Consider the following 25,672-nt stretch of genomic DNA (forward strand, 5'->3'; position numbering starts at 1 on the left):
TGGTCTGATGGTTATTTTGTTTGTTCAATAGGTGAAGCATCTCCTGATACTATTCGTGAGTATATTCTCAATCAGGGCTAGTCGCTTACATCCCACAGGCTAAAGACCTGTGGGTTTTACGCTACGATTTATAAAAAACGGCCTTGTAGTTGGAGTACTAACAAGACCGAAATAATCAACCTAAACCTAATTTTTTTATATGTATTACTTTACACGTTCGATATAATCGCCTGTCGCCGTATCTACCTTAACTTTATCTCCTTGATTTATAAAAAGAGGTACATTAATCTCAACTCCTGTTTCAACAGTAGCTTTTTTCAATGCGTTAGTAGATGTATCACCTTTCACTGCTGGCTCTGTATACGTAATCTCTAATTCCACATTCTTAGGTGCTTGTGCCATGATAGGCTCATCACTTTCAAATGCTACGACAACGTTCATTCCTTCTTTCAAGAATCGTGCCGAACTACCGAATAAAAACTTTGGAATATTAAATTGCTCGTAAGATTGGTTATCCATTACCACGAAAAATTCTCCATCCTCGTACAAATATTGGTAATCATTCGTCTCAACACGCGCAATCTCCACTGCTTCGTCTACACGAAATCTATATTCCACAACCTTACCCGTCTTTACGTTACGCATTTTGGCTTGATAAAAAGCACGCAAGTTTCCCGGTGTACGGTGTATATATTCTTCAACATTTACTAATTCACCGTTGAAACGTAAAACATTTCCTGATTTTACATCTGAAGCTTTAGCCATCTGATTTATATTATAGTTAATAAATTACTAATGCAAAAATAGAAAAAACTATGCGCTTATGAAAACGTATGGCTTACTTATACGTAGTAATCGCGAATTTTTCATCACAAAAGGAGTATTCCTTCTCTTGATTAGATCCTATAATAAGTAAACGACCTGAGAATGAAGTCAATTTTACTAATTCCAAATACCAATTCTCACCAGAAGTATCGAGATTAGAGGTAGGTTCATCTAAAAATAAAATTTTAGAGTTACTGCAACATGCTAAAGCCAATTTGACGCGTTGTTTCATCCCAGAAGAAAAAAATTTCAAGCCTTTGTTGGCAGATTTTTCCATGCCCAATAAGGAGATGATTTGATTATTATCAAATTTGGGAAGATGATTTTTGAATTTAAAATGGAAATCGAGCAATTCATTTAACGTGAATTCTTCAATCAACTCAATATACGGTGCAGCTAAAGATATATGCTCGTAAATATCATCAACCTCAATAGAAGATGATTCATAATCGTACTGTATCTTGCCTTCGCTGGGTGTTAATTGCCCAGTCAACACTTTAATAAGTGTTGATTTGCCTGAACCATTAGGTCCTAAAATAGCATATGACTTAGTTGAGGAGAAGGTATAATCAATACCCTTAAAAATCCACTCTTGATTAAACCTTCTTCCTAAATTTTGTAGAGTTATATTCAATAATAACGACGTTTTTAATGATTATGCACCTGTTTTGCCCGTGTTAAATCCTCTAACAACACCACGATTCGAACTACGAACAAAACCTAAAATTTCATCTCTGATTTCTGTCGCTTCAAATTCTGCTTCTACGATGTCTAATGCTTTTGCAAGATTTCTATTTTGAACGAATAAGACACGGTAAATATTTTGAATTTCAGAAATTTGCTCCGAAGTATAACCTCTGCGACGAAGACCTACCGAATTAATTCCTGCATAAGAAATAGGTTCACGTGCAGCTTTTATAAATGGAGGCACGTCTTTACGCACTAATGTACCACCTGTCACAAATGAATGTGATCCGATCTTACAAAATTGATGTACAGCAACCAATCCTGCCAAAACAACATGGTCACCAACTGTAATGTGACCAGCAAGTGTACTTGAATTTGAAAATACACAGTGATCCCCGATAATACAGTCATGTGCTATATGACTATATGCTTGAATCAAGCAATTTTTACCAATGACAGTTTTGTATCTGTCCTTTGTACCTCTATTTATTGTTACACATTCGCGTATGGTAGTATTATCTCCAATTTCTGCAGTCGTAATCTCACCCTCAAATTTTAAGTCTTGAGGCTCACCCGAGATTACTGCGCCTGGAAAGATACGGCAGTTCTTTCCGATTCGAGCGCCGTTCATAATGGTCACATTAGACCCTATCCACGTGCCCTCGCCTATGACTACATCCTGATGTATCGTGCTGAATGGCTCGATCACGACATTTTCGGCAATTTTTGCCTCAGGATGTATATATGATAAAGGTTGTATCATTATATGTTGATTATTTCACTTTTACAATTTGAGCCATCAATTCAGCTTCACTCACTATCTTCTCACCGACCATTCCTACACCTTTCATACGAGCAATACCTCTACGAATTGGTTCTAATAATTCGCAACTGAATATAATGGTATCCCCAGGATGCACCTGGTTTTTAAATCTTGCATTCTCTATTTTCAAGAATAGAGTCAGCCAATTTTCAGGATCTGGAACTGTATTTAACACCAAAATACCGCCAGTCTGCGCCATAGCTTCTATCTGTAAAACTCCAGGAAATACAGGTGCTCCAGGAAAATGTCCCATGAATAAATCTTCATTCATAGTTACATTTTTTAGACCTACTACATGTGTTTGAGAAAGCTCCAAAATCTTATCCACCATCAAAAATGGTTGACGATGTGGAAGAATTTTCATTATTTGTACGGTATCATACACAGGTTTTGCGTGGATATCATACGTATTTATTTTCTTCTTATTTCTGTCTCTCTTGAATTGATTTTTAATTCGTTTAGCAAAAGCCACGTTAGCCGCATGCCCTGGTCTTGCTGCCATGATATGCCCTTTAATTGGGCGCCCTACCAATGCAAGATCACCAATCATATCCAATAATTTATGACGTGCTGGTTCGTTTTGGTGTCTCAATTGGATGTTATCCAAGATTCCTTCATCAGCTACTGTGACACGCTTACTGAACAAAGTTTGAAGTTTGTCTAACTCTTCTGTAGATACTTCTTTATCTACTATAACGATGGCATTAGACAAGTCGCCACCTTTAATTAAATTATTATTTACTAAAGCCTCTAGCTCGTGTAAGAAACAGAAAGTACGTGACGAAGAAATTTCTTTCTCGAATTCATCTATGGAACTAATAGACGCATGTTGACTTCCTAATACTGGAGAATTAAAATCAATCATGCAAGTCAATCTGTAACCATCTAAAGGCATACCTACAATCTCAACTTTGCGATCAGGTTCAGAATAATGTATGTTTTCTTTAATTTCATAAAAATCACGATCTGCATCTTGATCTATAAAACCCACTTCTGTTAATTTTTCTATGAATACACTTGAACTTCCATCTAGGATTGGAACTTCAGGACCATCTAAATCAATCTGCACATTATCTACTTGCAAACCTATTAATGCAGCCATTAAGTGTTCAATTGTACTTACTGATGCACCATTCTCAGAAATAGTTGTTCCTCTTGAAGTGTCAGTAACATTATCCGCATCTACTGATACGATTGGTTGACCTTCAAGATCAACGCGTCTAAATTTGAACCAATGATTCTCCGGAGCTGGTCTTAAGGTTAAGGTAACTGATTTACCTGTGTGTAAACCAATTCCTGAAATCGTAACCTCAGATTTTATTGTCCTTTGCTTTGTGTTCATTTCATCCATATTAGGGTAAATAGTTTTATTTATCTTTTAATAATTTCTCCAGTTCGATAATACGTTTTTCCAATTCTGGAAGTCTAGTATATACTACCTGAGAACGTAATTGACTTGTATATGGTGCAAATGGAGTACCACCCCATTTCTTAAATGTTTCCGTTATGCTTCGGTTAACTCCTGATTGAGCTTGTACTTGTGTACCATCAGCTATAGATATATGTCCAACGACCCCAACTTGTCCACCCAATACAACTTGCTTACCGACCTTTGCACTGCCAGAAACTCCTGTTTGAGCAGCAATTACTGTATTAGTTCCTACCTCTACATTATGAGCAATCTGTATCAAATTATCCAATTTCACACCTCTGTGAATTATGGTTGAACCTAAAGTCGCTCTATCAATAACAGTATTAGCACCAATCTCAATATTATCTTCTAAAATAACATTTCCGATCTGTGGTATTTTATCATATGTTCCATCAGGTTGTGGTGCAAAACCAAAACCATCACTTCCAATAACAGCACCTGAGTGAATCGTTACATTTTTACCTATTACACAATCATAATAAACCGTTACACCAGGAAATAATATAGAATTGTCACCAATTGTAACATTATCACCAATATATACTCTTGGGTAAATTTTAACATTATTACCTATTTTCACATCTTTACTGATGTAAGAAAAAGCGCCAATGTAGCCACCCTCTCCAATTTGTACTGTTTCATGAACAAATGCCTGATCTTCACGTCCCGAACGATCTACACGCATTGCATGATATATCTTCAACAATTGCGAAAAAGAAGTATAGGCATCTTCAACACGAATTATTGTGGTATTTACTGGTTTTTGCAACACCAAATCTTGATTTACGATAACTATGCTTGATGCTGTATCATATAAGAAATGTTCATATTTGCGATTAGACAAAAATGACAATGCTCCCTCTACCCCTTCTTCAATTTTGGCCAATTGTGAAACCAAAGCCTCTGGATTCCCCTCAACTGTACCATTTAATAATGTCGCTATTTGCTCCGCTGTAAACTGCATGTACTACAAATGTATCTTTTTTTCTGAAATAAATTTAATCTTTCAAGCTTCCGCCAACTTCTACAAACCCTATTTCTTTCGGGTATGTTAATGCATATTTTATAACTTTCTTTGACAATGCTTCCAAATTTGATAAATCCGAAGCCTCTGCTATATCCAACAATTGCCCTTTATTATTTACAATCCGGATAGGTTCCTTATCTGCATTATAAGCTGAATTGTGAATTATTTGATGGTAAACAAAATAATCAACCTCATCATCCTGCAGTTGAAAGTATTCTTTAGTTTTATTTTTATACAATTCGATTTCTTCCATTTCAAAATCAACCGAACGCAATTCTGTTCTAAATAAATCTCTACGTAATATTTTTTTACAAAGTGTACTTAAAATAAAGTCCTCATGTTCAGTCCAACATTTCAAAGCCGAAAGAATATCTGTATCATCCAATTTTGTGAACCAATTCAAATGCTCTTCATGAATGACAAAATTTTCAGAATTGATTCTGTTTCTCAAAAAATGCTGCAAAGCAGGGGTAGCAAACAAATCCACACCACTATTACCTAATTCCTTTGCACGCTTTAATGCTTTTATTAACATTTGCTCAGAACCAATTACAGTTTTGTGTAAATAAACTTGCCAGTACATCAAACGACGTGCAATTAAGAATTTTTCTACGGAATAAATTCCTTTTGCTTCCACGACCAATTCGTCATTTACCACTGTCAGCATCTTTATGATGCGATCAAAGGAAATTACACCTTCAGAAACCCCAGTAAAGAAACTGTCACGATTCAAGTAGTCCATTCGATCAGTATCCAACTGCCCAGAAACTAATTGATGTAAAAACCGTCTAGAATATTTATCATTGAAAATCGTAATAGCTAGAGAAAGTCTTCCTTCAAATTCAACATTCAACCTATCCATCAGCAGGGAAGAAATCACTTCATGCGACACATTTTCGATAAGAGTGTGTTCTAAAGAATGACTAAAGGGCCCATGCCCTATATCATGCAGTAAAATCGCAACCAATGCACCTTCTTCCTCTTCATCCGAAATCAATACATTTTTACTACGTAAGGTATCAATTGCTAACTGCATCAAGTGCATTGCACCAATCACGTGTTGAAAACGTGTATGAAGTGCACCTGGATAAACCATGTGCGTCATACTCACCTGTTTAATATAACGTAGGCGCTGAAAATAAGGGTGTTGAATCAAATCAAAAATAAAACCCGACGGTATTGAAACAAAACCGTAAACTGGATCATTAATGATTTTTTTCTTATTCAACAGTCTATTACTTTATGAACTTTGCTATCTTTATACTTATGCTTCGGTTATCAATAAAAAACACCTAATCTAAGATACGCGCAAAGATAAAGAGATTACCGTTAATTAATGTTAAAAAAAGGTAGTTATTTGGAATAATCATCCTTTTATGACTATTATACAACTTAATTTTAGGAACAGAATAGTCAATTTTACATTCACTTGATTTAACAGTTTTGTTCTTTTCAAACTTGAATATACAAATGGCAAAAACACATATTTTGTGGGCAGATGATGAAATCGAATTCCTAAAACCACATATCTTACTTCTCGAGGATAAAGGCTACAAAGTCAAAACCGTAAATAATGGAACAGATGCCGTTGAAGCCTTTCGAAACGAGCCCTTTGATTTGGTATTTTTGGATGAAAACATGCCTGGTTTAACGGGCTTAGAAACTTTGAGTATTCTAAAATCAATAAATCCGACCATTCCAAATGTTCTTGTCACTAAAAATGAAGAAGAACACCTTATGGAAGAAGCGATAGGTGCCAAAATAGATGACTATCTCATAAAGCCTGTGAATCCAAGACAAATACTCTTAACGATAAAAAAATTCACCGAAAACAAACGTATTGTCAACGAAAAAACCTCGATGGCTTATCAACAAGAATTTCAAAATCTGGGGCTATTAATTAATGACGGTTTAGATTTTGAAGGCTGGGTAGAGGCTTATAAAAAATTAATTTATTGGGAACTTTCGCTTGAAAAGCTAGAAGATGAAAGTATGCACGAAATATTGCGCACTCAAAAAGCGGAAGCAAATAATATTTTCTTCAAATACATAGAAAAAAACTATCTCAACTGGATGAAGAATCCAGAAGAGTCTCCAGTTTTGTCGCATCAACTTTTTAAAAAGAAAGTGCTTCCTGCACTATCCGACGAACGTCCAACTTTTTTCTTTCTGATTGATAACCTTCGCTACGATCAGTGGAAGCAGATTAATGATGTCATAACTGATTATTTCCGTTTGGAGGAAGAAGACAATTACTACAGTATCCTTCCTACCGCAACACAATATGCTCGTAATTCAATCTTTAGCGGTCTTACACCTTTAGAAATGTCAAAAAGGTTTCCAGATTTATGGCAAAATGATGATGATGAAGGTGGAAAGAACCTAAATGAAGATAAGTTTCTTGCAGACCAACTGAAACGAATATATCGCAAGGAAATTAAACACAGTTATACCAAAGTATTAACCTTAGAACAAGGTCGAGATGTGGTAGACAATTTGAGCAATTTGATGAATAATAACCTCAATGTTCTAGTGTATAATTTTGTAGACATGCTTTCTCATGCACGTACAGACATGGCTATGATTCGTGAACTAGCAAACGATGAGGCTGCATATCGTTCCTTGACCCTTTCTTGGTTCGAACATTCTCCTCTCTTGGATGCACTCAAATGGCTTTCTCAAAAAAATGTCCGCATCGTCATAACGACTGATCACGGAACTATTCGCGTCAAGAAACCAAGTAAAGTTGTTGGCTACAAGAATACCAACTCTAATCTTCGTTATAAACAGGGCAAGAATTTAAATTACATCAGTAAAGATGTTTTTACTATAAAAAATCCACAAGATGCGCAACTTCCAATGTTGCATATGAGTTCTATTTTTCTGTTTGCAAAGGAAGATGTTTACTTTGTTTACCCGAATAATTACAATCAATTTGCAAATTATTTTTCAGGCACATTTCAACATGGCGGCATTTCACTCGAAGAAATGATTATTCCTTACGCCACTTACATTCCAAAATGATAATTTTGCAGAATGGAAATAGTAGTTAAAGATTTAAACGAACTAAAAGAAGCTGCTCAAAAAGTTGTAAATACTTTCCCAAATGAACGTATATTTTTGTTCTATGGTAATATGGGAGCAGGCAAAACTACTTTTATTAATGAATTGTGCCTTGCTTTAGGCGTAACAGAACAAACTTCTAGTCCTACTTTTTCTATTGTAAACGAATACTCTATTCCTTCCGGAAATATTTTTCATTTCGACTTTTATAGACTTAAAAATGAAATGGAAGCCTTGGATATGGGCTATGAAGAATATTTTTATTCTGGAGACTATTGTTTTGTAGAATGGTCCGAAAAAATCCCTAACCTATTGCCTTTGAACTACGTAAAAGTCGCGATTGAGGTAATTGAAAATCAACATCGATTAATTACCCTGGAAAAAAAATAATTTTTTTCAATACCCATGCAACCTTTCTCCAATTCCGTGCGTCTTCCTATTAAACTAACATCAATTGGAGAATTTTAACTTAGATAGAATATGGCAAGGTTGCTGTGCGCAGGACAAGAAAGCTCAAGCGCTATTCTATAATTTTTTCTCCAAAAAAATGTTTGTGGTTTGTTTACGTTATGCGCAGACAACACTTGAGGCAGAAGACATTCTTCAAAATGGATTCATCAAAGTCTTTACCAAATATCATTTATATGATGGCAAAGGTTCTTTGGAAGGTTGGGTAAAACGCATCATGGTCAATACGGCTATCGAAAGCTATCGCCAGAGTAAAGATAAATTTACAGATAGTATCGAAGAGCAACATGAAAACACGATGCACAGTTATTTTACGAGCGACAATACTTCCTACAAAGACTTACTAAAAATCATCAAAGAATTGCCTCTGGGCTACAGAACAGTCTTCAACTTATACGCTATAGAAGGTTATAGCCACAAAGAAATAGCAGAAATGTTGCAAATTTCGGAAGGTAATTCCAAATCACAACTTTCAAGAGCAAGACAAGTTCTACAACAAAAATTGATTAAAGAAAACTCGATATAATATGGAGTCAAAAGATTTAGATAAATTATTCCAAGATGCCTTCGAGCATGCGGAAGAGGCACCGAGCAATCGTGTCTGGGAAGGAATTGAGCAGGAATTTGCCAAAGAGAAAAAAATAATTCCTTTCTATGTTAAGTATAGAGCTCAGCTTTCTATTGCAGCAATACTTTTATTGTTCTTTGGCGTTGGATTGACTTTTTACAAAAAGCCTATTCCTTCTGGTAATGAAAAAATCGAAGAGGTCTTGAGCGCAATGGAAAAACAAACTGTTCAGCCGAATTCAAATACAACTGAATCCGAAAAGAAAAGTATTGTGGAAACGCCTACAAACAATTTAGGTAAACCTGTAGAGAAACAAAGTTTAGCTAGCATTTCGAAAGAGATACAAATCAAGGAAACATCTGCTGAAGTAATAGGTAATGCACAGTATTATACTGAAGAAGATATCAAAAAAGACGAGATTCTACACTTGGAAAATATAGTAGCTTCGGTATCTGCAGACATTGAGATTAACCAACCTTTTATTGAAGAAGTAAAAACTTTAGAGCCAATAAATAGCGATGTTCAACCTTCTTATGCGCTCACAACACCACAAGAAGAAACAAAATCATCTATAGTGACTCGCGTATTAAATGGAATAACCAAGAATATCATAACAAAAAGCATAGATATACAAGAAAATAAAGAAATAGAATTTAGAAACGATGAAGAAGGTTCTATTTCATTAAACATATTCAATTCATTAGCAAGAAAATAACCACAATTAACAGATAGATATATGAAAACTTATAACAAGATAATAGCAACTTTAGGGCTTTGTATCCTTACTTCAACTACACTAAATGCGCAAACAGTAACTACAACAACTGTAGTAGTAGAGCAGACAGACACCGTAAAATCGAATAATAAAAGCTTTACAATTTTAGGAGAGAGTGAGTCTAATAATAACAAATACCCACGTGCCTTCGGAGGACTTACATTTTCGCGCATTGATTGGGGATTCTCCAGAATAATGGATGATGGCGCATTTTCGCTTTCGGATGAAAATCAATTTTTGAAATATAAAAAAGCTTCTAACTTCGGTTTTGATATTGCTCAATTTGGATTACGTGCAAGCGATAATTTCAAAACATACATTTCTGCTGGCTTTGAATGGAACTACCTACGTTTGGAAAATAACATTTTGTTAAATGAGAATACTTCTCCAATTTCTTACACAGAAATTGACCCGAATGATACAGATTATTCTAAAAATGTTTTTACGACAACTTACTTGCGTTTGCCATTAACTTTCGAATGGAGAAGTGACAAAAACAGAAAAGGCGAACGTGTGAAAGTAGCATTTGGTGCGATGACAGGAGTTTTATTAAAAGGTACACAACGTTTGAAAAGTAAAGAAAACGGTAAGCAAAAATTTAAAGATAATTACAGTTTAGCCTCATTTCAGTATGGTCCATTCGTGAGATTAGGCTACGATGATTTCGGAATATTTGCAAAATACTATGTAAATGATTTCTTTGAAAAAAGTCCCGCACAGAAAAACCTAAACAACTTGGCGTTTGGTCTTACTTTAGGATTTTAATCCAAATATTTCATTTTTAAACCCTATTTTTATGCCGAAAGAAAATTTCGGCATTTTTATTTTATGGCTACTACTTCATCTTGCAAATATATTCACACGGATACTCAAAAATTGGACGTTGCTGCTATTTACGGCGAAAATTTAACCTCTATTTTCACAGGAAAAGAGGAAGTCACAGCGGTCAATAATGTTTCTTTCTCAATAGAAGCAAACAGAATCACAGCTATCATCGGTGAATCTGGCAGTGGAAAAAGTACACTACTGAAATTGATTTATGGTCTTTTAGAACCAAATAACGGCGAAGTGCGATACAAAGGCTGGTTAGTTCCAACACGTAAAGACAAATTAATCCCTGGACACGACGCTATGAAAATGGTTTCGCAAGGTTTTGATGATTTAAATTTATATGCCAAAGTGTGGGATAATATCGCCTCACAATTGCCAAATACGAATTTGGACTATAAGCAATCACGTACTGCGGAAATTCTAAAAAAGTTAAGGATAGATCATCTCGCACAACAACGTGTGGCTGATCTTAGTGGCGGTGAACGTCAGCGTGTTGCAATTGCGCGTGCTTTGATTAATGACCCTGAAGTGCTTTTGATGGACGAACCGTTCAACCAAGTAGATGCAGCATTTCGAGATGGACTTCAACAAGATATTAAACAAATCGTACGCGAGACTGGACTTACTGTTATTCTGGTTTCACACGATCCCGCGGAAGTACTGGCTATGGCCGATGCGTTGATTGTGATGCAAAACGGAAAAATTTTGGATGCAGGTCATCCGAAAGATTTATATTATCAGCCAAAACATCCATATACAGCTTTGCTTTTGGCAAAAAGCAACATTTTAGGCGTGGATCAGGCAAAAGCATTAGGTATTTTAACTGCTGAACCTATCGCAATTCATCAAGAATGGATTGATGTAAGAGAAGATGTGAATTCATCTTTTTTAATCCATGAAATTAAATTTAGGGGATTTTATAGCGAATATTTGATTAGCAATGCTGAATTCGATATCCATGCTATTGTAAAAACAACAACTCCCATTCCGCAAGGAACAGGAGTCGCTCTTGAAATATTAGATTTTATTTCTTTTCCAGCTCATTCTTAATCAGCTGAACCATTTTTGAAAATTCTTTATCTTCAAAACCAATGGATTGGTAAATAATCTTTCCATTGCGGTCAAGAACTACATTTCGTGGAATGGATTGATCAGCAAACAAACCAAAAACTCCTCTTTTCAAATCCGGGAAAATCGGGAACGTATAGTTATGCTTTTCCATAAATGGGTCCAGTTTATCCCATCCTTCTTCTCTTCCCAATACAAAAACAGCCAAATCTTCATTTGCCTTTAAGTCTTCCCATATCTCTTTTTGCAATCGTGGTAATTCTTGTCTACAAGGCGGACACCAAGTTGCGAAAAAGTTTAATAAGACGACTTTTCCTTTAAGGCTTTCTGAAGATATTATCTGATTATTTCTACCTTCTATTTTAAATTTAGGAGTTTGCTCTCCCAATTTTACTTTCCACTCTTGAGCATTTGCTGTCATCACAAAACATAAAAATACGCCCAAACTCCATAACACTTTTTTCATCCTTACTATTTAATATTATCTATCCATTTTATCATTACATCAAACCAATCTCTTGGTTCTTGTTTATTATTCATACCAAAACCATGCCCTCCTTTCTCGTACGAGAATAAATAATTTGGAATATTATACTTATTTAATTCTAGTTGATAGCGCAAACTATTTTCAATCGGAACTGCCTTATCATCCTTTGCATGAATCAAAAATGTCGGAGGCGTTGAAGCATTTATATTTCTTTCATTCGAAAATCGTATAACATCTTCTGTTGTAAAATTCGGACCAATAAGATTTGCTTTTGATCCATTGTGCGTTACTCCATCTTCCATTGAAATTACTGGATATACCAATACCGAAAAATCAGGGCGAAGAGCTTTTGAAGTCAAATTCTTTTGGTGATAATCCGTATCGAAATGTGTAGAGAGTGTGGAAGCAAGATGTCCTCCCGCCGAAAATCCAAGAACGCCAACTTGCGGATTTTCTAATTTTAAATCTTTGAGCTTTTCCTTAGTTACTACTAAAGCACGTTGGGCATCTTGAATAGGAGCAATACGCTTATCAATTTGTTGCTTAGCAGATGGTAATCTGTATTTTAGGACAAATGCACAATAACCTTGCTCATTTAAACGATTAGCAACTTGATGCCCTTCGTGATCCATAGCATGATGGCTATATCCTCCTCCCGGAAGAATCAGAAATACTTTTGTATGCTTTATTTCTTTTGGTATATAAGCATATAACTCAGGTTTATTCTTTTCAATGTTTGCAGTGTCTTTCGTGTTCGGAATCTCCGCATATAAAGTAATTTGCTCTTGTGCTTGTAAAAATCCGTACAATAAGGTCATAAATAGTGTTAGAAATAGTTTCATAGGTTTTATTGGTTTGCAACTATCATCAAAGATAAATCTTTGTAGGGAATATTGAATCGATCTGCAATATCTTTATTTGTAAGATTTCCTTGATAAAGGTAAACAGCATTTCGAATACCTGAATGACTCCAAATCAAATTGCTAAAGCTACCACATTCCCCAATTTGCAATAGTATAGGTGTAAAAATATTGGTTAGTGCATACGTCGCGGTACGAGCAACTCGTGACGCAATATTTGGAACACAATAATGAATTACATCGTATTTTCGAAAAACTGGCTTGTCGTGCGTCGTTATTTCTGATGTTTCAAAACATCCTCCTTGATCAATAGAAACATCAATAATAACTGAATTTGGCTTCATTTCCGAAACTGTTTCCTCAGATATTAAACAAGCTGATCGACCATTTTTGGCACGTAACGCGCCAATTGCGACATCACAAGATTTAATAGCTTTATTCAATATTATAGGTTGAATTACCGAAGTGTATACACGAGAACCAATATTGTTTTGTAGCCTCCGCAGTCGATATACCGAGCTATCAAAGACTTTTACTTGTGCGCCTAGTGCAATAGCCGTTCGAGCTGCAAACTCCCCAACAGTACCTGCTCCTATAATTACAATCTCTGTTGGCGGCACACCTGTTATTCCTCCTAGCATTAGCCCCTTTCCATCAAATACATTTGACAGGTATTCTCCTGCAACGAGTATAGAGGTAGCACCTACGATTTCACTCATCGCACGCACAACAGTAAGATGTCCTCCCTCATCTTGTAAATATTCATACGATAGAGCAGTAATTTGTTTCTTCATTAACGCTTGTAAGACATCACTATCCAGCAGACTCGGCTGTTGTGATGAAAGCAAAATTTGCTTATTACGCATCAACTTAACTTCATCTAAAGTTGGACCTGCAATTTTAATTACGATATCCGAATTGTATACGCGCTCTTTTTCATGAACAATCTGTGCCCCCTGTTCGCTATAATGGTGATCCAAGAAGTTAGAAGAATCACCTGCTCCACTCTCTATTATTACTCGATGTCCATATTCTACTAAGAGAGCAACAGATAGTGGCGTTAAGGCAATACGTTTTTCTTGGAAAACTGTCTCTTTGGGTATGCCAATCACCAACTCTCGTTTACTCTTTCCTACAGACTTTAATAACTCCTTTGTTTGCCCGAGCACTTCCTCACTATAATTAGTCATATTTTTACTCTTCTAGTCCATTTGATAAATAATTGCAAAAAGAATATTAAGTTATATTCCATTTTTTGATAGCTTTGCGTTATACGCAGGCTAAAATTATAAATGAAAATTTTTAAAGTTATTAACCATGTAAAAATATTACCTAGATGGGTTATATTTTTTCTAGACCTTACATCAGCAATTATTGCATTTTTAATTGCTTTTTACATTTATCAAGATACTAAAAATATACAATTTAGTCCAAATGATTTCGCATCAGCATTCCTATTGTGTTTGGGAGCAACTGTCGTATCATTTGCGGTATTTAAATTATACGCTGGAATCGTTAGATATACAAGTTCAACCGATTCTATTCGTATATTATCGAGTAATTTATTGACAGTAATCATTCTCTTTGGTGCTAAATTATTCTTGCTTGCATTAAGATTACCAAATATAATTGACAGCTCGTTAATAATTATTTACTCTTTACTCTTATTTGTTGGCCTTGTAATTTACCGTACTTCTATAAAGGTATTTTTCCAATATTCTCGAACTGCTAAAAAGATTAAAAAGAATGTATTAATCTTTGGTGCTGGGGAATTAGGTATAGCTGTAAAAAGGACTTTTGACCACGATTTAACTACAAATAAAGTAATCGTAGGTTTCTTAGATGATAACCCAACTAAAGTTGGTAAATCAATTGACGGAGTTCGCATTTACAAATCTGAATTCCTAATAAACGTTATAAATAAACTTTCAGTAGACGAGTTAATCATAGCTACACCTTCTTTAGTTTCTGATAAAAAAGCGCAAATAATTGAAATCTGTTTAGAGCATAATATCTCTGTACTAACCATTCCACCAGCAAAACAAATTATGAATGGTGATTTCTCTGTAAATCACATCAAAAATGTTAAAATTGAGGATTTACTAGAGCGAGCTCCTATACAAATAGATAACGAATCTATTTCAGAACAGTTAAGAGGGAAGCGCGTTTTAGTTACTGGAGCAGCAGGCTCTATAGGTAGTGAGATCGCAACACAGATTAGTAAATTTGGACCGCAAGTAATTATTCTTTGTGACCAAGCGGAATCTCCTTTGCACAACCTACACCTTGATTTGCAAGAAAAGTTTAAAGATCAAATCTATCATACTTTCATCGCGGATGTGAAGAATTATGATCGTATGCATTATTTGTTCGAAGAATTTAAACCTCAAATTGTATACCATGCCGCAGCATACAAACATGTGCCAATGGTAGAGAATCACCCAATAGAAGGCGTTAGAACGAATGTATTGGGCACTATCAACATAGCAAATCTTGCTGTTGAATTTAAAGCTAAAAAATTCGTATTCGTATCCACAGATAAGGCCGTGAATCCGACTAATGTAATGGGAGCAACTAAACGTATCGCAGAAATTTATGTGCAAGCGTTGAATTACAAGCTGGAAAAAGACAATGTGGAGAAAAGAACGAAATTTATTACGACGCGTTTTGGTAATGTATTAGGTTCGAATGGCTCTGTAATACCTCGTTTTAGAGAACAAATTGAAAAAGGTGGTCCAGTCACGGTTACGCATCCTGATATAACAAGATATTTCATGACTATACCTGAAGCTTGTCAATTGGTAATCGAAGCTGGTAGTATGGGTAATGGTGGTGAAATCTTTGTTTTTGACATGGGCAAATCCGTTAAAATCGTTGATTTAGCGAAAAAGATGATTAAACTTTCAGGATTTGAACCAAATAAAGATATTGAAATCAAATTCACAGGCCTTAGACCGGGCGAAAAATTGTATGAGGAATTGCTTAATGATTTGGAGAATACTTTACCGACCCACCATGAAAAAATCATGATTGCCAAAGTAAGAGAAAACTGTTTTGAGGAAGTAAAATCACAATTGGATATCTTATTCGAAATGGTACAAACTCAACAAAGCACAAATATTGTTCGTCAGATGAAAGCTATCGTACCTGAATTTAAAAGTCAGAATTCAATTTACGAGTCATTAGATCATCCATCGATACATACAAGTTAATTCACGTCAATTTAGCATTTTATGGAAATCACTATTGGAAATTTTCAATAAAAGTGTATTTTTGCGTTCCATAGTATTATTTAATATAAACTAATGTCAACAAATCTTAATTCTACAGATCAAAAAGGATCTTTTTTTCAAGACAATCAAAAAAGCCTGATTTTTATCATTGGCGCTGTTGTCGTATTAATTCTTTTATATATTGGCTACCAAAAATTATATTTAGCACCTAGAGCAGAAACTGCTGCTGATGCTATGTATCAAGCCGAAGAATATGTTCTCATCGATTCTTTACAAAAGAAAGCTATCGAAGGTGATGGTAGTTTTACAGGATTAAAAGAAATTGCGGACGAATATTCGAATACGCCATCTGCAAATATTGCAAATGCTTATTTAGGCGGTTTATATTTACGTGAAGGAAATTTCCAAGAAGCAATCAACTACTTAAAAAAATATTCAGACACTGGAAGTGATATTCTGGATCCACTAGTAGTAGGATTGATCGGTGACGCTTATTCAGACAGCCATGATTACAAAAACGCTGCTGATTACTACGAGAAAGCTGTAGGAAAATCTAAGAACTCATATACAACACCTTTATTCTTGAAAAAGCTAGGTTTAGTTAATGAGCAATTAAATGAGTACCAAAAAGCGGAAAAAGCATACCAACAAATCAAAACTGATTTTCCGCAAAGCGCTGAAGCTTCGACAATAGACGGCCCTTTAGCTCGTGTGCAAGCTAAGCAATAATTGAATTAAACAACAATCATTACATAATAAGGCTGCTATCAAGCGGCCTTTTTAGTTAAAAAAAGAATATTATGGCAAGTACGCTAAAAAACTTATCCGATTTTTCTCACATCCAAGTTCAAAGTGCTGAAGGATTGAAATTTGCAATTGTAGTATCCCAATGGAATGCACAGGTCACAGGAGCATTATTAAATGGTGCTATCGATGGAATTTTGAAAAATGGTGGTACTGAAGAGGATATCGATATTATTGAAGTGCCGGGAAGTTATGAATTAATAACTGGTGCTGACATCGTTTTACGCAATAAAGACTTAGATGCAGTCATTTGTTTAGGTTGTGTTATTCAAGGTGAAACTAGACACTTTGATTTCATTTGTGATGCTGTCGCAAATGGCATTAGTAATGTAGCAATTAAGTACAATAAGCCTGTTATTTTTGGTGTTTTAACAACTGATAATCTAGAGCAGGCAACTGATCGCGCAGGCGGCAAGCATGGAAACAAAGGCGAAGAAGCTGCTGTTACAGCTATTCAAATGGCACACATCAGCAAAAAATATTAATAAGAAGTTCTTTCAAAATATTAAATGCCAGACCAATGAAATCTGGCATTTTGTGTTTTTATAATTCTATAGTCGATATTGGCCCGACCCTTCCATCCGTATCAACAACCGCAACTTTTAAAATATTTCCAGGATTCACATTAATACCATTTTTGAAATCGAAACGAGGCGAATCCAATGATGGAATACTGCCATCTAGCGTATAATACGCATGAAATCCAGTATATTCTAAATTCCCTTTAACAATAGAATTGTCCATTTTCAATCCAACCCGCGGAAGGCGAAATGCTACTTTATCTTTAATTGAAGGAAGTTCAACTTGACCGACACGATTCAGGAATGCAACATAATCTTTATCAAATTTTCCTTTATCATAAGTTGATTCGCTCTCGTATGTTCTGCGTTGCGACCAAGCCCTTTCTGCTAAGACATAAAATCTAGGAAATGCCAGATAATCCAAATTCTCATCCTCCAACAATGTCTCAGCAAATACTCCTCCCTTTATTCCTAAGAAATTGGATCTACCCTTCTCAGTAATCCGAACCAACTTATTTATATACGATTTCTCCAATTTTTTTCCACTATAATAGGTATGTATATTGGCAAAATAATCTTCTGGAAACAGAGAATATGAATGATATAAATCTGCGTAAGTCGCCCATTTCAAACCCGGCTCATCAAATGAAGTATCCCACATCATATCAAAATATGTATTAGAAGCACTGATTAATACAGTTGGATACCCAGCATTCGCCAGTTTGTAGACCAAATCGTCCTGACCTCCACCAATTATGTTATTCCATACATCCAATTGCATGTTTTGCTTGTTGGGCATGTCAGGATTCACAACCATACCAGATCCCTTATTCACCATGCCTATTTCTTCCCAACCAGCCATTTGCAATCCCTTTGAAATACACAATTCATTGATTTTGGAAATGTAATACGTCCAAACTTGATGTACGCTTGTCATTCCTTCCTTGTCCATCAACGCTTTAATTTTTGTTGACTTCTCCCAGACACCAGGAGGAACTTCATCACCACCTAAAGAAACTTTCTCAAATGGCACTCCTGCTTCAGCGTACATCGATATAAATTCAGTAAGCACTTTATCTAAAAATCTATAAACAGATGGTAATGCTGGGTTTAGAACATTGTCCCCAAAATTCTGCGCAGTGTTGTATTCGGACTTGTCATCCAAATCATGCAATAAATACTCTTCAGCGGCCGTCTTATCACCCGCTAACATATATTTATTGTAGCGGTATTCCATAGCCTTAATAGATGCACGCGCGTGCCCTGGTGTTTCTATTTCTGGCACGACCTGTATATGCTTTTCTTTTGCATATTTCAAGATTTCTATAAAATCCGCTCGCGTCAGATAGTATTTAGTTTCATTAATACCAGAGCCATAAGCAGGTTGCAATGCATTTTCAAGATGAAACAATGGCGAACGTCTAGCACCGACCTCTATTAGTTCGGGAAGTCCGGGAATTTCAATGCGCCAAGCTTCGTCCTCGATGAAATGAAAATGAAAAACATTTAACTTATTTTCAGCCATCAAATCCAAATATTTTAACACGACAGACTTGTCACGAAAGTTGCGCGCGATATCCATCATAAAACCTCTGTAACCATATCTTGGCTCATCATGAACTTCTAATGCCGGCAAATATGACTTGTTTTCTAAGCCTTTATAAAGAGATTTTATACTTTGCAAAGCATAAAAAAGACCAATAGAATTGGACGATTCAATAGTTAATTTATTTTTGGTGATATATAGGTTGTATGCTTCTTTGCCCAGCGTATTATTTTCTATCAAAATAATATCCGCTTGATTCTGCGAATTGCCGCGTTCCGTAATAAATAATCTATTAACTTCACGTTCAAAAACCTGAAGATCCTTATCATTTCCATATATTTTCAATATGCGATTTACAGCAAACTCGCCATCCAATTTTTTTAAATATTTAGGAGTCGGAAATATTAACAGCGGTGCTAAAGATTTATCAAAAGAAGCATTTTTAGTATAAAGATTTTCTAAAAACGTCCTATTCTCTTGCTCACCTCTATTTATTGGCTCATAAGTAACATTTGAAATTCCGACAAAATTCTTCTGAGCACCTTTATTTAAGAAAAAGAACCCATTAGGCATCGTTGAAATATTAGCAATGGGAAATTTACTCTCATAATCGATTTTAATGGAATCCATCGACTTTAAATTATAACGAAATGATATTTTGAACGTATTTCCACGCAAATCAGAAATAGTATATTTTTCAGTTTCCTTATCTAATACAGGAAACATAGAATTAAAGAATAAATCCCATTCTTCCAACTTAAAGTCGCTCTTGCCTTTATTTTTTATAGTTAAAGATAGATTCAAGTTATCCTTTCCATTATATTGGGGAGAAGGTTTCCAATGAATAACTAAATTGTCTGCAATTGATTGTGAATAAACAGATTCACTATTAAAAATACTCATAATGAGCAGCAGTAAAATGGAACAAAATTGGTAATTTATCATAACTAGAATTGTATAATGTATACATATATAACAATTTTTTTTTACTTTTTTTTGGTCATCAAAAAATTAAAACTATATTTGCACACCGAAACAAATAACGGCCCGTTCGTCTAGGGGTTAGGACGCCAGATTTTCATTCTGGAAACAGGGGTTCGATTCCCCTACGGGCTACCGAGAGGCTCCGAAGAGAGTCAATAAGATTCAAAAACCGTCTTTAAATATATTTAAAGACGGTTTTTGGTTTTATAGAGTTCGCCGAACCTCACTCCAACTCGACAAAAAGGGATCATACTGAAAGTTTGGGTGGTGAATATATTTAAGCATACAATTTCATTACTCTATACAAGAAAAAAGTAGTATCTCTTACCCCACGGAATACACTACGAAACGCTTTTAATTTAGCATTGAAAGACTCAGCTGATGCATTTGTACTTCTGTTATCGAAGTAATGAAGTATTTCAGGATGATGTGCTGCTATCGACTTTGCTACACTCTCAAAAGAGATGATGCCCGCATTCTCTACTTTATTATGCCATAAACCCAACTTGGTAAAGGCAAGTGTTTTGTCTTTGCATTTGGTAAAAATATCTCCTAAAGCAATCCCTAAATCATATGCTTGTCCTGACTTTGACACTGGGACACCCAAGACCAATTTGACGTTAAATTGCCTAATGCTTCCTTCAGATTCCACCTCACGGTGGACACCCTTGCCTTCGGCTAACACTTCCAACTGTAATGGCGTGTTCGGGACTTGCACCCTAGAGTTATCGCCCATGCCGGGCGCACAACAAAAAAGCCTGCAAACGTTAATTTGCAGGCTTTTGAATGTTTTGATATGAAATTTTGTAGCCCGTAGGGGAATCGAACCCCTGTTTCCAGAATGAAAATCTGGCGTCCTAACCCCTAGACGAACGGGCCATCATTTCTGAAGTGCTGCAAATATAGAAGTTTATTATTTCAACTACAAATTTTTTGTAAAAAATAAGTGGATTGGTTTTTTTAACTTGTTTAATTTATTGTAGCTTGGATTTTCAATCATCCAATCTTTGATTTCCAACGGAGTTTTAAGCCGTTCTATTTCCTGATTTTCTTTATTCAACAATGAAGTCAGATCGGCAACTTTTGCTGAAGTTGTTATGACCTCTTCTATTGAAAAACGATCAATAATGAACTTTGTAAATTTCTTAATCCCCAGTTTCAAATATTTGAAATCATCTGACTTGGTATCTCTTTCTGTCAATGTATAGCAAGCTTGCCTTATCAGTCGCGCGCGGAGCAAGATATTAGCCACAATGCTTTCAAAAGCCCGATAGAGATTTACGAGCCGGGGAATGATTGGTTGAGCTTTGAGTACAATGGTGCTTGGGTCGCTCTAACATGTTTTATGGGGGCAGGTAGACAAACTGCAACGACGATATCGCAAACACTACGCCGAGGATGGCAGTGCCGAGATTGCCTTTCAACACGGTTCGCTTGCCCTCACGGTTAAGTTTTACCTGTCGGTCAAAAAAGGAAATCAGCGACTGGCTGGGGTCGGATGTATTTACCGTGGTTGCCCCTGCAAGTAGCCCTATTACTTGTTCCTTGAAAATGGCCTTATCGGGATAGCTTTGGAATTTGTTCACGTAGGCATAGCAAGTCTAAAATTAGGAACTTGGTACAACTAGGCGTAAGTAAGTACAAGGCGTACGAATGGGCCAACACAAGGAAAAGTTACTTGCACATAGCAAAAAGCTGGATACTGTCAACAACCCTTTCCAACGACTATCTTAAACAACTGGGGTACCCATCTTTACTGGCAGAATACAAGCGAGTTTGTGTTACAACTTAGGGAAGCGCCGTATACCAAACGGTACGTGCGGTACTGTGGAAGGTCGGAACGGGAATTAATCCCGTTCCTCCTATCCGATTTTCAGTATCTACAAAACCTCTAAGAATTCCCAAGAAAAAAGTGAGGCATTCAGAGAGTCATTTTTGCACCTCTCCCTTTAACTCCCGAACAGTCTGTCAGCCGTAGGGTTCTTTTCATAGATAGATATCGAAAAGCTTCTTCAATAGGGAAAAACTAAAGAACTTTGGGCAGGACTTCAAGATGGCTATTGAAATTGCTCATGTCCCATTTGGTGAGTCTACCATACAGCTAATGGGCGTTGGAAGAAAAACCTTAATTTACGAAAAAATCAAGGAAAAATGGATGCTATTTTCTTTGATTTTTCTGACAATGAATGGCATTTTACGCTGGAAGGAGCATTGAAAATTGCAGCGGCCTACCCGGATACCCCTTTATTGTTATCCCATTGGCGAACCATCGATGCGCCGGATTTCACGCCATTCAATGCTGATCCCGAACAATTAAAGAAACTGGTAAAGAATCCCGAACGAGTGGTCGTACTGACACCCGGAGAGGCATATATACTAAAACCATTCAAAAAGGACAAAATATTGACTGAGGAAATGTTGGAGCTCCCTTGTCTCTAATACCCCCCACGAATAGAGTCATGCACTTTTTCTTTATATAATTTAGACAATGCCTGATGTGTTTCAACCGATAAACCGGATATATCCGAAGCTTCGGCATTACCGATAACTTGTGCAGTAGAACTTGCCCCCGGGATAATAGTGCTTACTGCTTGGTGGTCCAATATCCAACGTAGCGCCAATTGTACCATGGTCAGATTCTGCGGAAGAATATCTTTTTTGATGGTTTCCACTAAATCTATTCCTGTTTCAAAAGGCAATCCGGCAAAAGTTTCTCCTATATTAAACGCATCTCCGTCTTTGTTGAAATTGCGATGGTCGTCTTTGGCAAAGGTGGAGTTCTTGTTAAATTTGCCAGTTAACAATCCGCTTGCTAATGGAAGACGAACAATTATCCCTACACCTTTTTCCTGTGCTTGTGGCAATAACTCCGACACTAGTTTTTGGCGGAATATATTAAAAATGACCTGCAAGCTCAGCAGTCCCTCTTGTTGTAGACAAATCAATCCCTCCTCTACAGTTTCTACGCTAGCACCAAAATGTCGGATTAATCCCTCTTTCTGTAATTCTCTTAACCAATCGAATATTTTTCCATCTCTTAAGTATTGTGTGGGGATACAGTGTAGTTGTATTAAATCTAAACGCTCTACTCTCAGGCGATCTAAAGAACCTTCCACACAGCTTCTAAGTACATCCTTAGAATATTTATCCGGATAAGCATCTGCAGAACGGCCAAATTTAGTGGCCACATGTAAAGGTGTACTGGTAGATTTTAAAAACTCCCCGATAATTGCTTCGCTTTTACCATCGCCGTAAACATCCGCAGTATCGAAAAAGGAGATGCCTGAGTTTATAGCTTCTTGCAAAATTTCAAATGCTTTATCTTTAGAAATATCATTACCCCAGTCGGCGCCCAATTGCCAACATCCGAGTCCCACTTCACTTACTTCGAATCCGTTTTTTCCAAGTTGTCTTTTTTTCATTCGACTAAATTTGTTCTTTATCGGTAAAGAAGCTTTCATAAATTAATCTCATCCTTTTGTTCGTGACAATTTATGGAAGTTTCATCCGTTTATTTTTATTGATTTCAGTAATCACATTGCAATTCTACTTCTATTTCACGCGTTTTTACAATGAAGCTATTGTATGTTTCTTGGAAACCAACCTTTAGATAAAACTCCATCGCTGCCCGTGCTGAAATATATCACATAATTCGTGATGTTATTACGAATATAAGCGTTTCTTTTTAAAATGTTTTTTCAGAAATTATTTCCCTGCTTTTAGAAGCGATAATGAGATACCGTTGCCGCTCTTTGGGATATTGATTAGGTACTCTTATAAATCTATTGATTTGCTAAAAATTGATGTTGATATTAAAAATGCGTCTGTTTTTCTATTTATTGTTTGATGGTCTATGGTACGGAACCTTACTTGAGAAGGTTCCGTGCATCCAATATGGCTTCACAATCGTCTAATAGGGTCGACAGTCGTAGCTCTGACCCTGCCCTGTGCGTCGATTCCAATCTCAATGCTAACACTTCTTCCTTTCAACCTGATTACCTTTCGCGTCTCGCTTGCTACAAACAAAATATTTGTTAGCGGCAAATAAAGCCAGTCTCGAATTCAGAGACTGGCGGTCAATCATTTGAGTAAGCTTTTTGCATTTAGGATGGCTTCATGATCTTCAAAAAAGGTCGACAGTTTTAGCCCACACTCTACTGAATTAATAATTAAAAGACCTGCAAATATTTGCAGGTCTTTTTTAGTTTTCTGTATCCATTCTTCCATAAGCCTGTCCCTCTGTTCAACACTCCTTTTTGCAATCAATTATTCTGGATCAGTCGTAAGTCTTGGGGCCAGCGATCTGAACCAGCAATCAGATACTAACCTGTTGGCCAGTCTCAACAACATTACCAGCGGACTTAGTTTCACCACCGGAAAATCCAATGGCAACTCACAGAACACCACCAACATTTCGATAAGGGGCCTAAGTACCATCAACGGCCCCCTGGATCCGCTGATCGTCCTTGACAATTTCATTTATGAAGGGAACATAAACAACATCAATCCCCATGATGTCGAAAACGTAACGGTACTTAAGGACGCATCGGCCGCCAGCATATGGGGGGCACGAGCGGGGAACGATGTAATTGTTATAACGACCAAAAGGGGGAAATTCAACCAGCCTCTGCGAATAGGGCTCAATACAAACGTTATTATTGCGGAGAAACCAAATCTGTACTATTATCCACACATGCCCTCCTCCTAATTACATCGATGTGGAATGGTTACTGTTCAATGAAGGGTACTTCCACTGGTGCCAAAAATAACTGGAGGTATATCATTCCCTACACTATGATTATTCAAATTCAGGTCCTGCATATAATAATTATTAAATAAGGATATCTAAATCTTTTGATCGAAAAAATCCTAATAATGTACTATTGCAAATAAAACAAAACTCTTAGAAACACTGGTTACCATTAACGACTTTTACATAATCATTATCGACATCTATGAAATATCGAACATTATTTAACATGTCGTTTCTAGTAACAATTGCATATTAACGCCATATCCATTTTCAAATAGTGGTAGCTGGAAGTAAAATAAAATCTATAGCAGATATAATGAATTGAAAAGCGTCTATAACAGTTTCTAAAAATGTTAAGTAAAGCTAGGCTATTAAATGTTAAATCACCGATACGCGAAAATAAAACAAAATATTAAATGCATTCTTAACTATTGCTTCTATTTAAAAACAACCTGAGTGATTAAAAAAATTAACAAAAATTACCTTGTTTTTATTTTTTATGTTGTAGAAAATGATAGGTCCTTTGCCTTATACGCATTGATCCCTGCCTAATATATATATGCACATTTGAATAAATAATAAAGGATGTTTTTATCTTCTATTATTTATTTATTATATTTGCTTAAACTAGGGGAATTAAACTTCTTTTAAGCACTAAAGATGAAATTAAAATATAGAGGATATGTAGCAACTTTTTAGCACCATGTACCGCAATGTGTGAGAAAATATAGTTATAGTAATACTGTATAACTGAGACAAAATTACAAACTGAGATACACGTCAAAAAATCATCGCTTTCGCAAGCAATTTTTATAAAACGGAGCGTAAAACCCACAGGTCTTTAGCCTGTGGGATGTAAGCGACTAACCCTGATTGAGAATATACTCACGAATAGTATCAGGAGATGCTTCACCTAT

At 36.0% G+C, this 25,672-nt stretch carries 26 protein-coding genes and 2 tRNA genes; 13 read left to right on the forward strand and 15 right to left on the reverse strand.

The features are described from left to right. Positions 1-81 (forward strand): transposase (locus tag GOQ16_RS18205; RefSeq protein ID WP_192922543.1); only part of this gene is annotated, 81 nt, incomplete at its 5' end. Positions 82-204: 123 nt separating this feature from the next. Here the strand turns inward: GOQ16_RS18205 and efp are convergent. The 6 genes from efp to GOQ16_RS15685 form a co-directional block, all read right to left on the reverse strand. Further along, a complete protein-coding gene (gene efp / locus GOQ16_RS15660) occupies positions 205-765 on the reverse strand; it encodes an elongation factor P (protein ID WP_160070150.1) in 561 nt (186 codons plus the stop codon). 73 nt (positions 766-838) lie between these two features. Then, positions 839-1,459, reverse strand: coding sequence for an ABC transporter ATP-binding protein (locus GOQ16_RS15665; RefSeq protein ID WP_160070151.1), 621 nt, complete (start codon positions 1,457-1,459; stop codon positions 839-841). Between the two features lie 21 nt (positions 1,460-1,480). Continuing rightward, positions 1,481-2,275 (reverse strand): acyl-ACP--UDP-N-acetylglucosamine O-acyltransferase, encoded by a 795-nt coding sequence (gene lpxA / locus GOQ16_RS15670; protein WP_160070152.1) that lies wholly within the window; start codon positions 2,273-2,275, stop codon positions 1,481-1,483. A 10-nt stretch (positions 2,276-2,285) separates the two neighbouring features. Beyond that, positions 2,286-3,677: a bifunctional UDP-3-O-[3-hydroxymyristoyl] N-acetylglucosamine deacetylase/3-hydroxyacyl-ACP dehydratase gene (locus GOQ16_RS15675; protein ID WP_192922541.1), complete on the reverse strand. Its 1,392-nt coding sequence runs from the start codon at positions 3,675-3,677 to the stop codon at positions 2,286-2,288. A 25-nt stretch (positions 3,678-3,702) separates the two neighbouring features. Then, positions 3,703-4,731: a UDP-3-O-(3-hydroxymyristoyl)glucosamine N-acyltransferase gene (gene lpxD / locus GOQ16_RS15680; RefSeq protein ID WP_160070154.1), complete on the reverse strand. Its 1,029-nt coding sequence runs from the start codon at positions 4,729-4,731 to the stop codon at positions 3,703-3,705. 34 nt (positions 4,732-4,765) lie between these two features. After that, positions 4,766-6,022, reverse strand: a complete 1,257-nt coding sequence (locus GOQ16_RS15685) for an HD domain-containing protein (protein WP_160070155.1) — start codon at positions 6,020-6,022, stop codon at positions 4,766-4,768. A 242-nt stretch (positions 6,023-6,264) separates the two neighbouring features. Here GOQ16_RS15685 and porX point away from each other — a divergent pair, with 242 nt between their 5' ends. The 6 genes from porX (at position 6,265) to GOQ16_RS15715 (ending at position 11,549) form a co-directional block, all read left to right on the forward strand. Beyond that, positions 6,265-7,818: a T9SS response regulator signal transducer PorX gene (porX, locus tag GOQ16_RS15690; RefSeq protein ID WP_160070156.1), complete on the forward strand. Its 1,554-nt coding sequence runs from the start codon at positions 6,265-6,267 to the stop codon at positions 7,816-7,818. A 12-nt stretch (positions 7,819-7,830) separates the two neighbouring features. Then, positions 7,831-8,247 (forward strand): tRNA (adenosine(37)-N6)-threonylcarbamoyltransferase complex ATPase subunit type 1 TsaE, encoded by a 417-nt coding sequence (gene tsaE, locus GOQ16_RS15695; protein ID WP_160070157.1) that lies wholly within the window; start codon positions 7,831-7,833, stop codon positions 8,245-8,247. Between the two features lie 64 nt (positions 8,248-8,311). Continuing rightward, positions 8,312-8,851, forward strand: a complete 540-nt coding sequence (locus GOQ16_RS15700; RefSeq protein ID WP_160070158.1) for an RNA polymerase sigma factor — start codon at positions 8,312-8,314, stop codon at positions 8,849-8,851. 1 nt (position 8,852) lies between these two features. Then, complete coding sequence (locus tag GOQ16_RS15705; protein WP_160070159.1) at positions 8,853-9,608, forward strand: hypothetical protein; 756 nt, start codon at positions 8,853-8,855, stop codon at positions 9,606-9,608. Positions 9,609-9,629: 21 nt separating this feature from the next. Beyond that, entirely contained in the window at positions 9,630-10,433 is an 804-nt protein-coding gene (locus GOQ16_RS15710; protein ID WP_192922542.1) for an outer membrane beta-barrel protein, read from the forward strand. Positions 10,434-10,496: 63 nt separating this feature from the next. Further along, positions 10,497-11,549 (forward strand): ABC transporter ATP-binding protein, encoded by a 1,053-nt coding sequence (locus GOQ16_RS15715; RefSeq protein ID WP_160070160.1) that lies wholly within the window; start codon positions 10,497-10,499, stop codon positions 11,547-11,549. Here GOQ16_RS15715 and GOQ16_RS15720 read toward each other — a convergent pair. Genes GOQ16_RS15720 through GOQ16_RS15730 form a run of 3 tightly spaced genes read right to left on the reverse strand, consistent with a single transcriptional unit; the run spans position 11,524 to position 14,104 of the window. Next, complete coding sequence (locus GOQ16_RS15720; RefSeq protein WP_160070161.1) at positions 11,524-12,033, reverse strand: TlpA family protein disulfide reductase; 510 nt, start codon at positions 12,031-12,033, stop codon at positions 11,524-11,526. The two genes, GOQ16_RS15715 and GOQ16_RS15720, sit on opposite strands and share 26 nt — an antisense overlap. A gap of 5 nt (positions 12,034-12,038) precedes the next feature. Beyond that, complete coding sequence (locus GOQ16_RS15725; RefSeq protein WP_160070162.1) at positions 12,039-12,896, reverse strand: alpha/beta hydrolase; 858 nt, start codon at positions 12,894-12,896, stop codon at positions 12,039-12,041. 5 nt (positions 12,897-12,901) lie between these two features. Continuing rightward, positions 12,902-14,104: an alanine dehydrogenase gene (locus GOQ16_RS15730; RefSeq protein ID WP_160070163.1), complete on the reverse strand. Its 1,203-nt coding sequence runs from the start codon at positions 14,102-14,104 to the stop codon at positions 12,902-12,904. Between the two features lie 102 nt (positions 14,105-14,206). On the opposite strand from GOQ16_RS15730, the gene GOQ16_RS15735 reads away from it, so the two are divergent. The 3 genes from GOQ16_RS15735 to ribH all read left to right on the forward strand — a co-directional run bounded on the left by GOQ16_RS15735 (position 14,207) and on the right by ribH (position 17,436). After that, positions 14,207-16,126 (forward strand): polysaccharide biosynthesis protein, encoded by a 1,920-nt coding sequence (locus GOQ16_RS15735; RefSeq protein WP_160070164.1) that lies wholly within the window; start codon positions 14,207-14,209, stop codon positions 16,124-16,126. A 93-nt stretch (positions 16,127-16,219) separates the two neighbouring features. Continuing rightward, entirely contained in the window at positions 16,220-16,876 is a 657-nt protein-coding gene (locus tag GOQ16_RS15740; RefSeq protein ID WP_160070165.1) for a tetratricopeptide repeat protein, read from the forward strand. A gap of 71 nt (positions 16,877-16,947) precedes the next feature. Then, positions 16,948-17,436 (forward strand): 6,7-dimethyl-8-ribityllumazine synthase, encoded by a 489-nt coding sequence (gene ribH, locus GOQ16_RS15745; protein ID WP_160070166.1) that lies wholly within the window; start codon positions 16,948-16,950, stop codon positions 17,434-17,436. A gap of 58 nt (positions 17,437-17,494) precedes the next feature. On the opposite strand, the gene GOQ16_RS15750 is transcribed toward ribH, so the two are convergent. Beyond that, the gene (locus GOQ16_RS15750; RefSeq protein WP_160070167.1) at positions 17,495-19,921 is read right to left on the reverse strand and encodes a family 20 glycosylhydrolase; all 2,427 of its coding nucleotides are present in this window, start codon (positions 19,919-19,921) and stop codon (positions 17,495-17,497) included. A gap of 141 nt (positions 19,922-20,062) precedes the next feature. On the opposite strand from GOQ16_RS15750, the gene GOQ16_RS15755 reads away from it, so the two are divergent. After that, positions 20,063-20,134: transfer RNA gene (locus GOQ16_RS15755), tRNA-Glu, on the forward strand. A gap of 145 nt (positions 20,135-20,279) precedes the next feature. Here the strand turns inward: GOQ16_RS15755 and GOQ16_RS15760 are convergent. The 4 genes from GOQ16_RS15760 to GOQ16_RS15775 form a co-directional block, all read right to left on the reverse strand. Beyond that, positions 20,280-20,738 (reverse strand): transposase, encoded by a 459-nt coding sequence (locus GOQ16_RS15760; RefSeq protein WP_240141066.1) that lies wholly within the window; start codon positions 20,736-20,738, stop codon positions 20,280-20,282. Positions 20,739-20,809: 71 nt separating this feature from the next. Next, a tRNA-Glu gene (locus tag GOQ16_RS15765) sits at positions 20,810-20,881 on the reverse strand. A gap of 43 nt (positions 20,882-20,924) precedes the next feature. Continuing rightward, on the reverse strand, positions 20,925-21,254 hold the full coding sequence (locus GOQ16_RS15770) for a hypothetical protein (RefSeq protein WP_160070168.1): 330 nt from the start codon (positions 21,252-21,254) through the stop codon (positions 20,925-20,927). Between the two features lie 91 nt (positions 21,255-21,345). Next, entirely contained in the window at positions 21,346-21,588 is a 243-nt protein-coding gene (locus tag GOQ16_RS15775) for a hypothetical protein (protein WP_160070169.1), read from the reverse strand. Between the two features lie 565 nt (positions 21,589-22,153). Here GOQ16_RS15775 and GOQ16_RS15780 point away from each other — a divergent pair. Beyond that, positions 22,154-22,441, forward strand: coding sequence for a hypothetical protein (locus GOQ16_RS15780; RefSeq protein ID WP_160070170.1), 288 nt, complete (start codon positions 22,154-22,156; stop codon positions 22,439-22,441). On the opposite strand, the gene GOQ16_RS15785 is transcribed toward GOQ16_RS15780, so the two are convergent. After that, a complete protein-coding gene (locus GOQ16_RS15785) occupies positions 22,438-23,424 on the reverse strand; it encodes an aldo/keto reductase (RefSeq protein WP_160070171.1) in 987 nt (328 codons plus the stop codon). The two genes, GOQ16_RS15780 and GOQ16_RS15785, sit on opposite strands and share 4 nt — an antisense overlap. An 839-nt stretch (positions 23,425-24,263) precedes the next feature. Between GOQ16_RS15785 and GOQ16_RS15790 the strand changes: the two genes are divergently transcribed. Continuing rightward, positions 24,264-24,710, forward strand: a complete 447-nt coding sequence (locus GOQ16_RS15790; protein ID WP_262886277.1) for a TonB-dependent receptor plug domain-containing protein — start codon at positions 24,264-24,266, stop codon at positions 24,708-24,710. The last annotated feature ends 962 nt before the right edge of the window (positions 24,711-25,672 follow it).

This window comes from Sphingobacterium bovisgrunnientis, from assembly GCF_009829085.1.
Taxonomy (GTDB): Bacteria; Bacteroidota; Bacteroidia; order Sphingobacteriales; family Sphingobacteriaceae; genus Sphingobacterium; species Sphingobacterium bovisgrunnientis.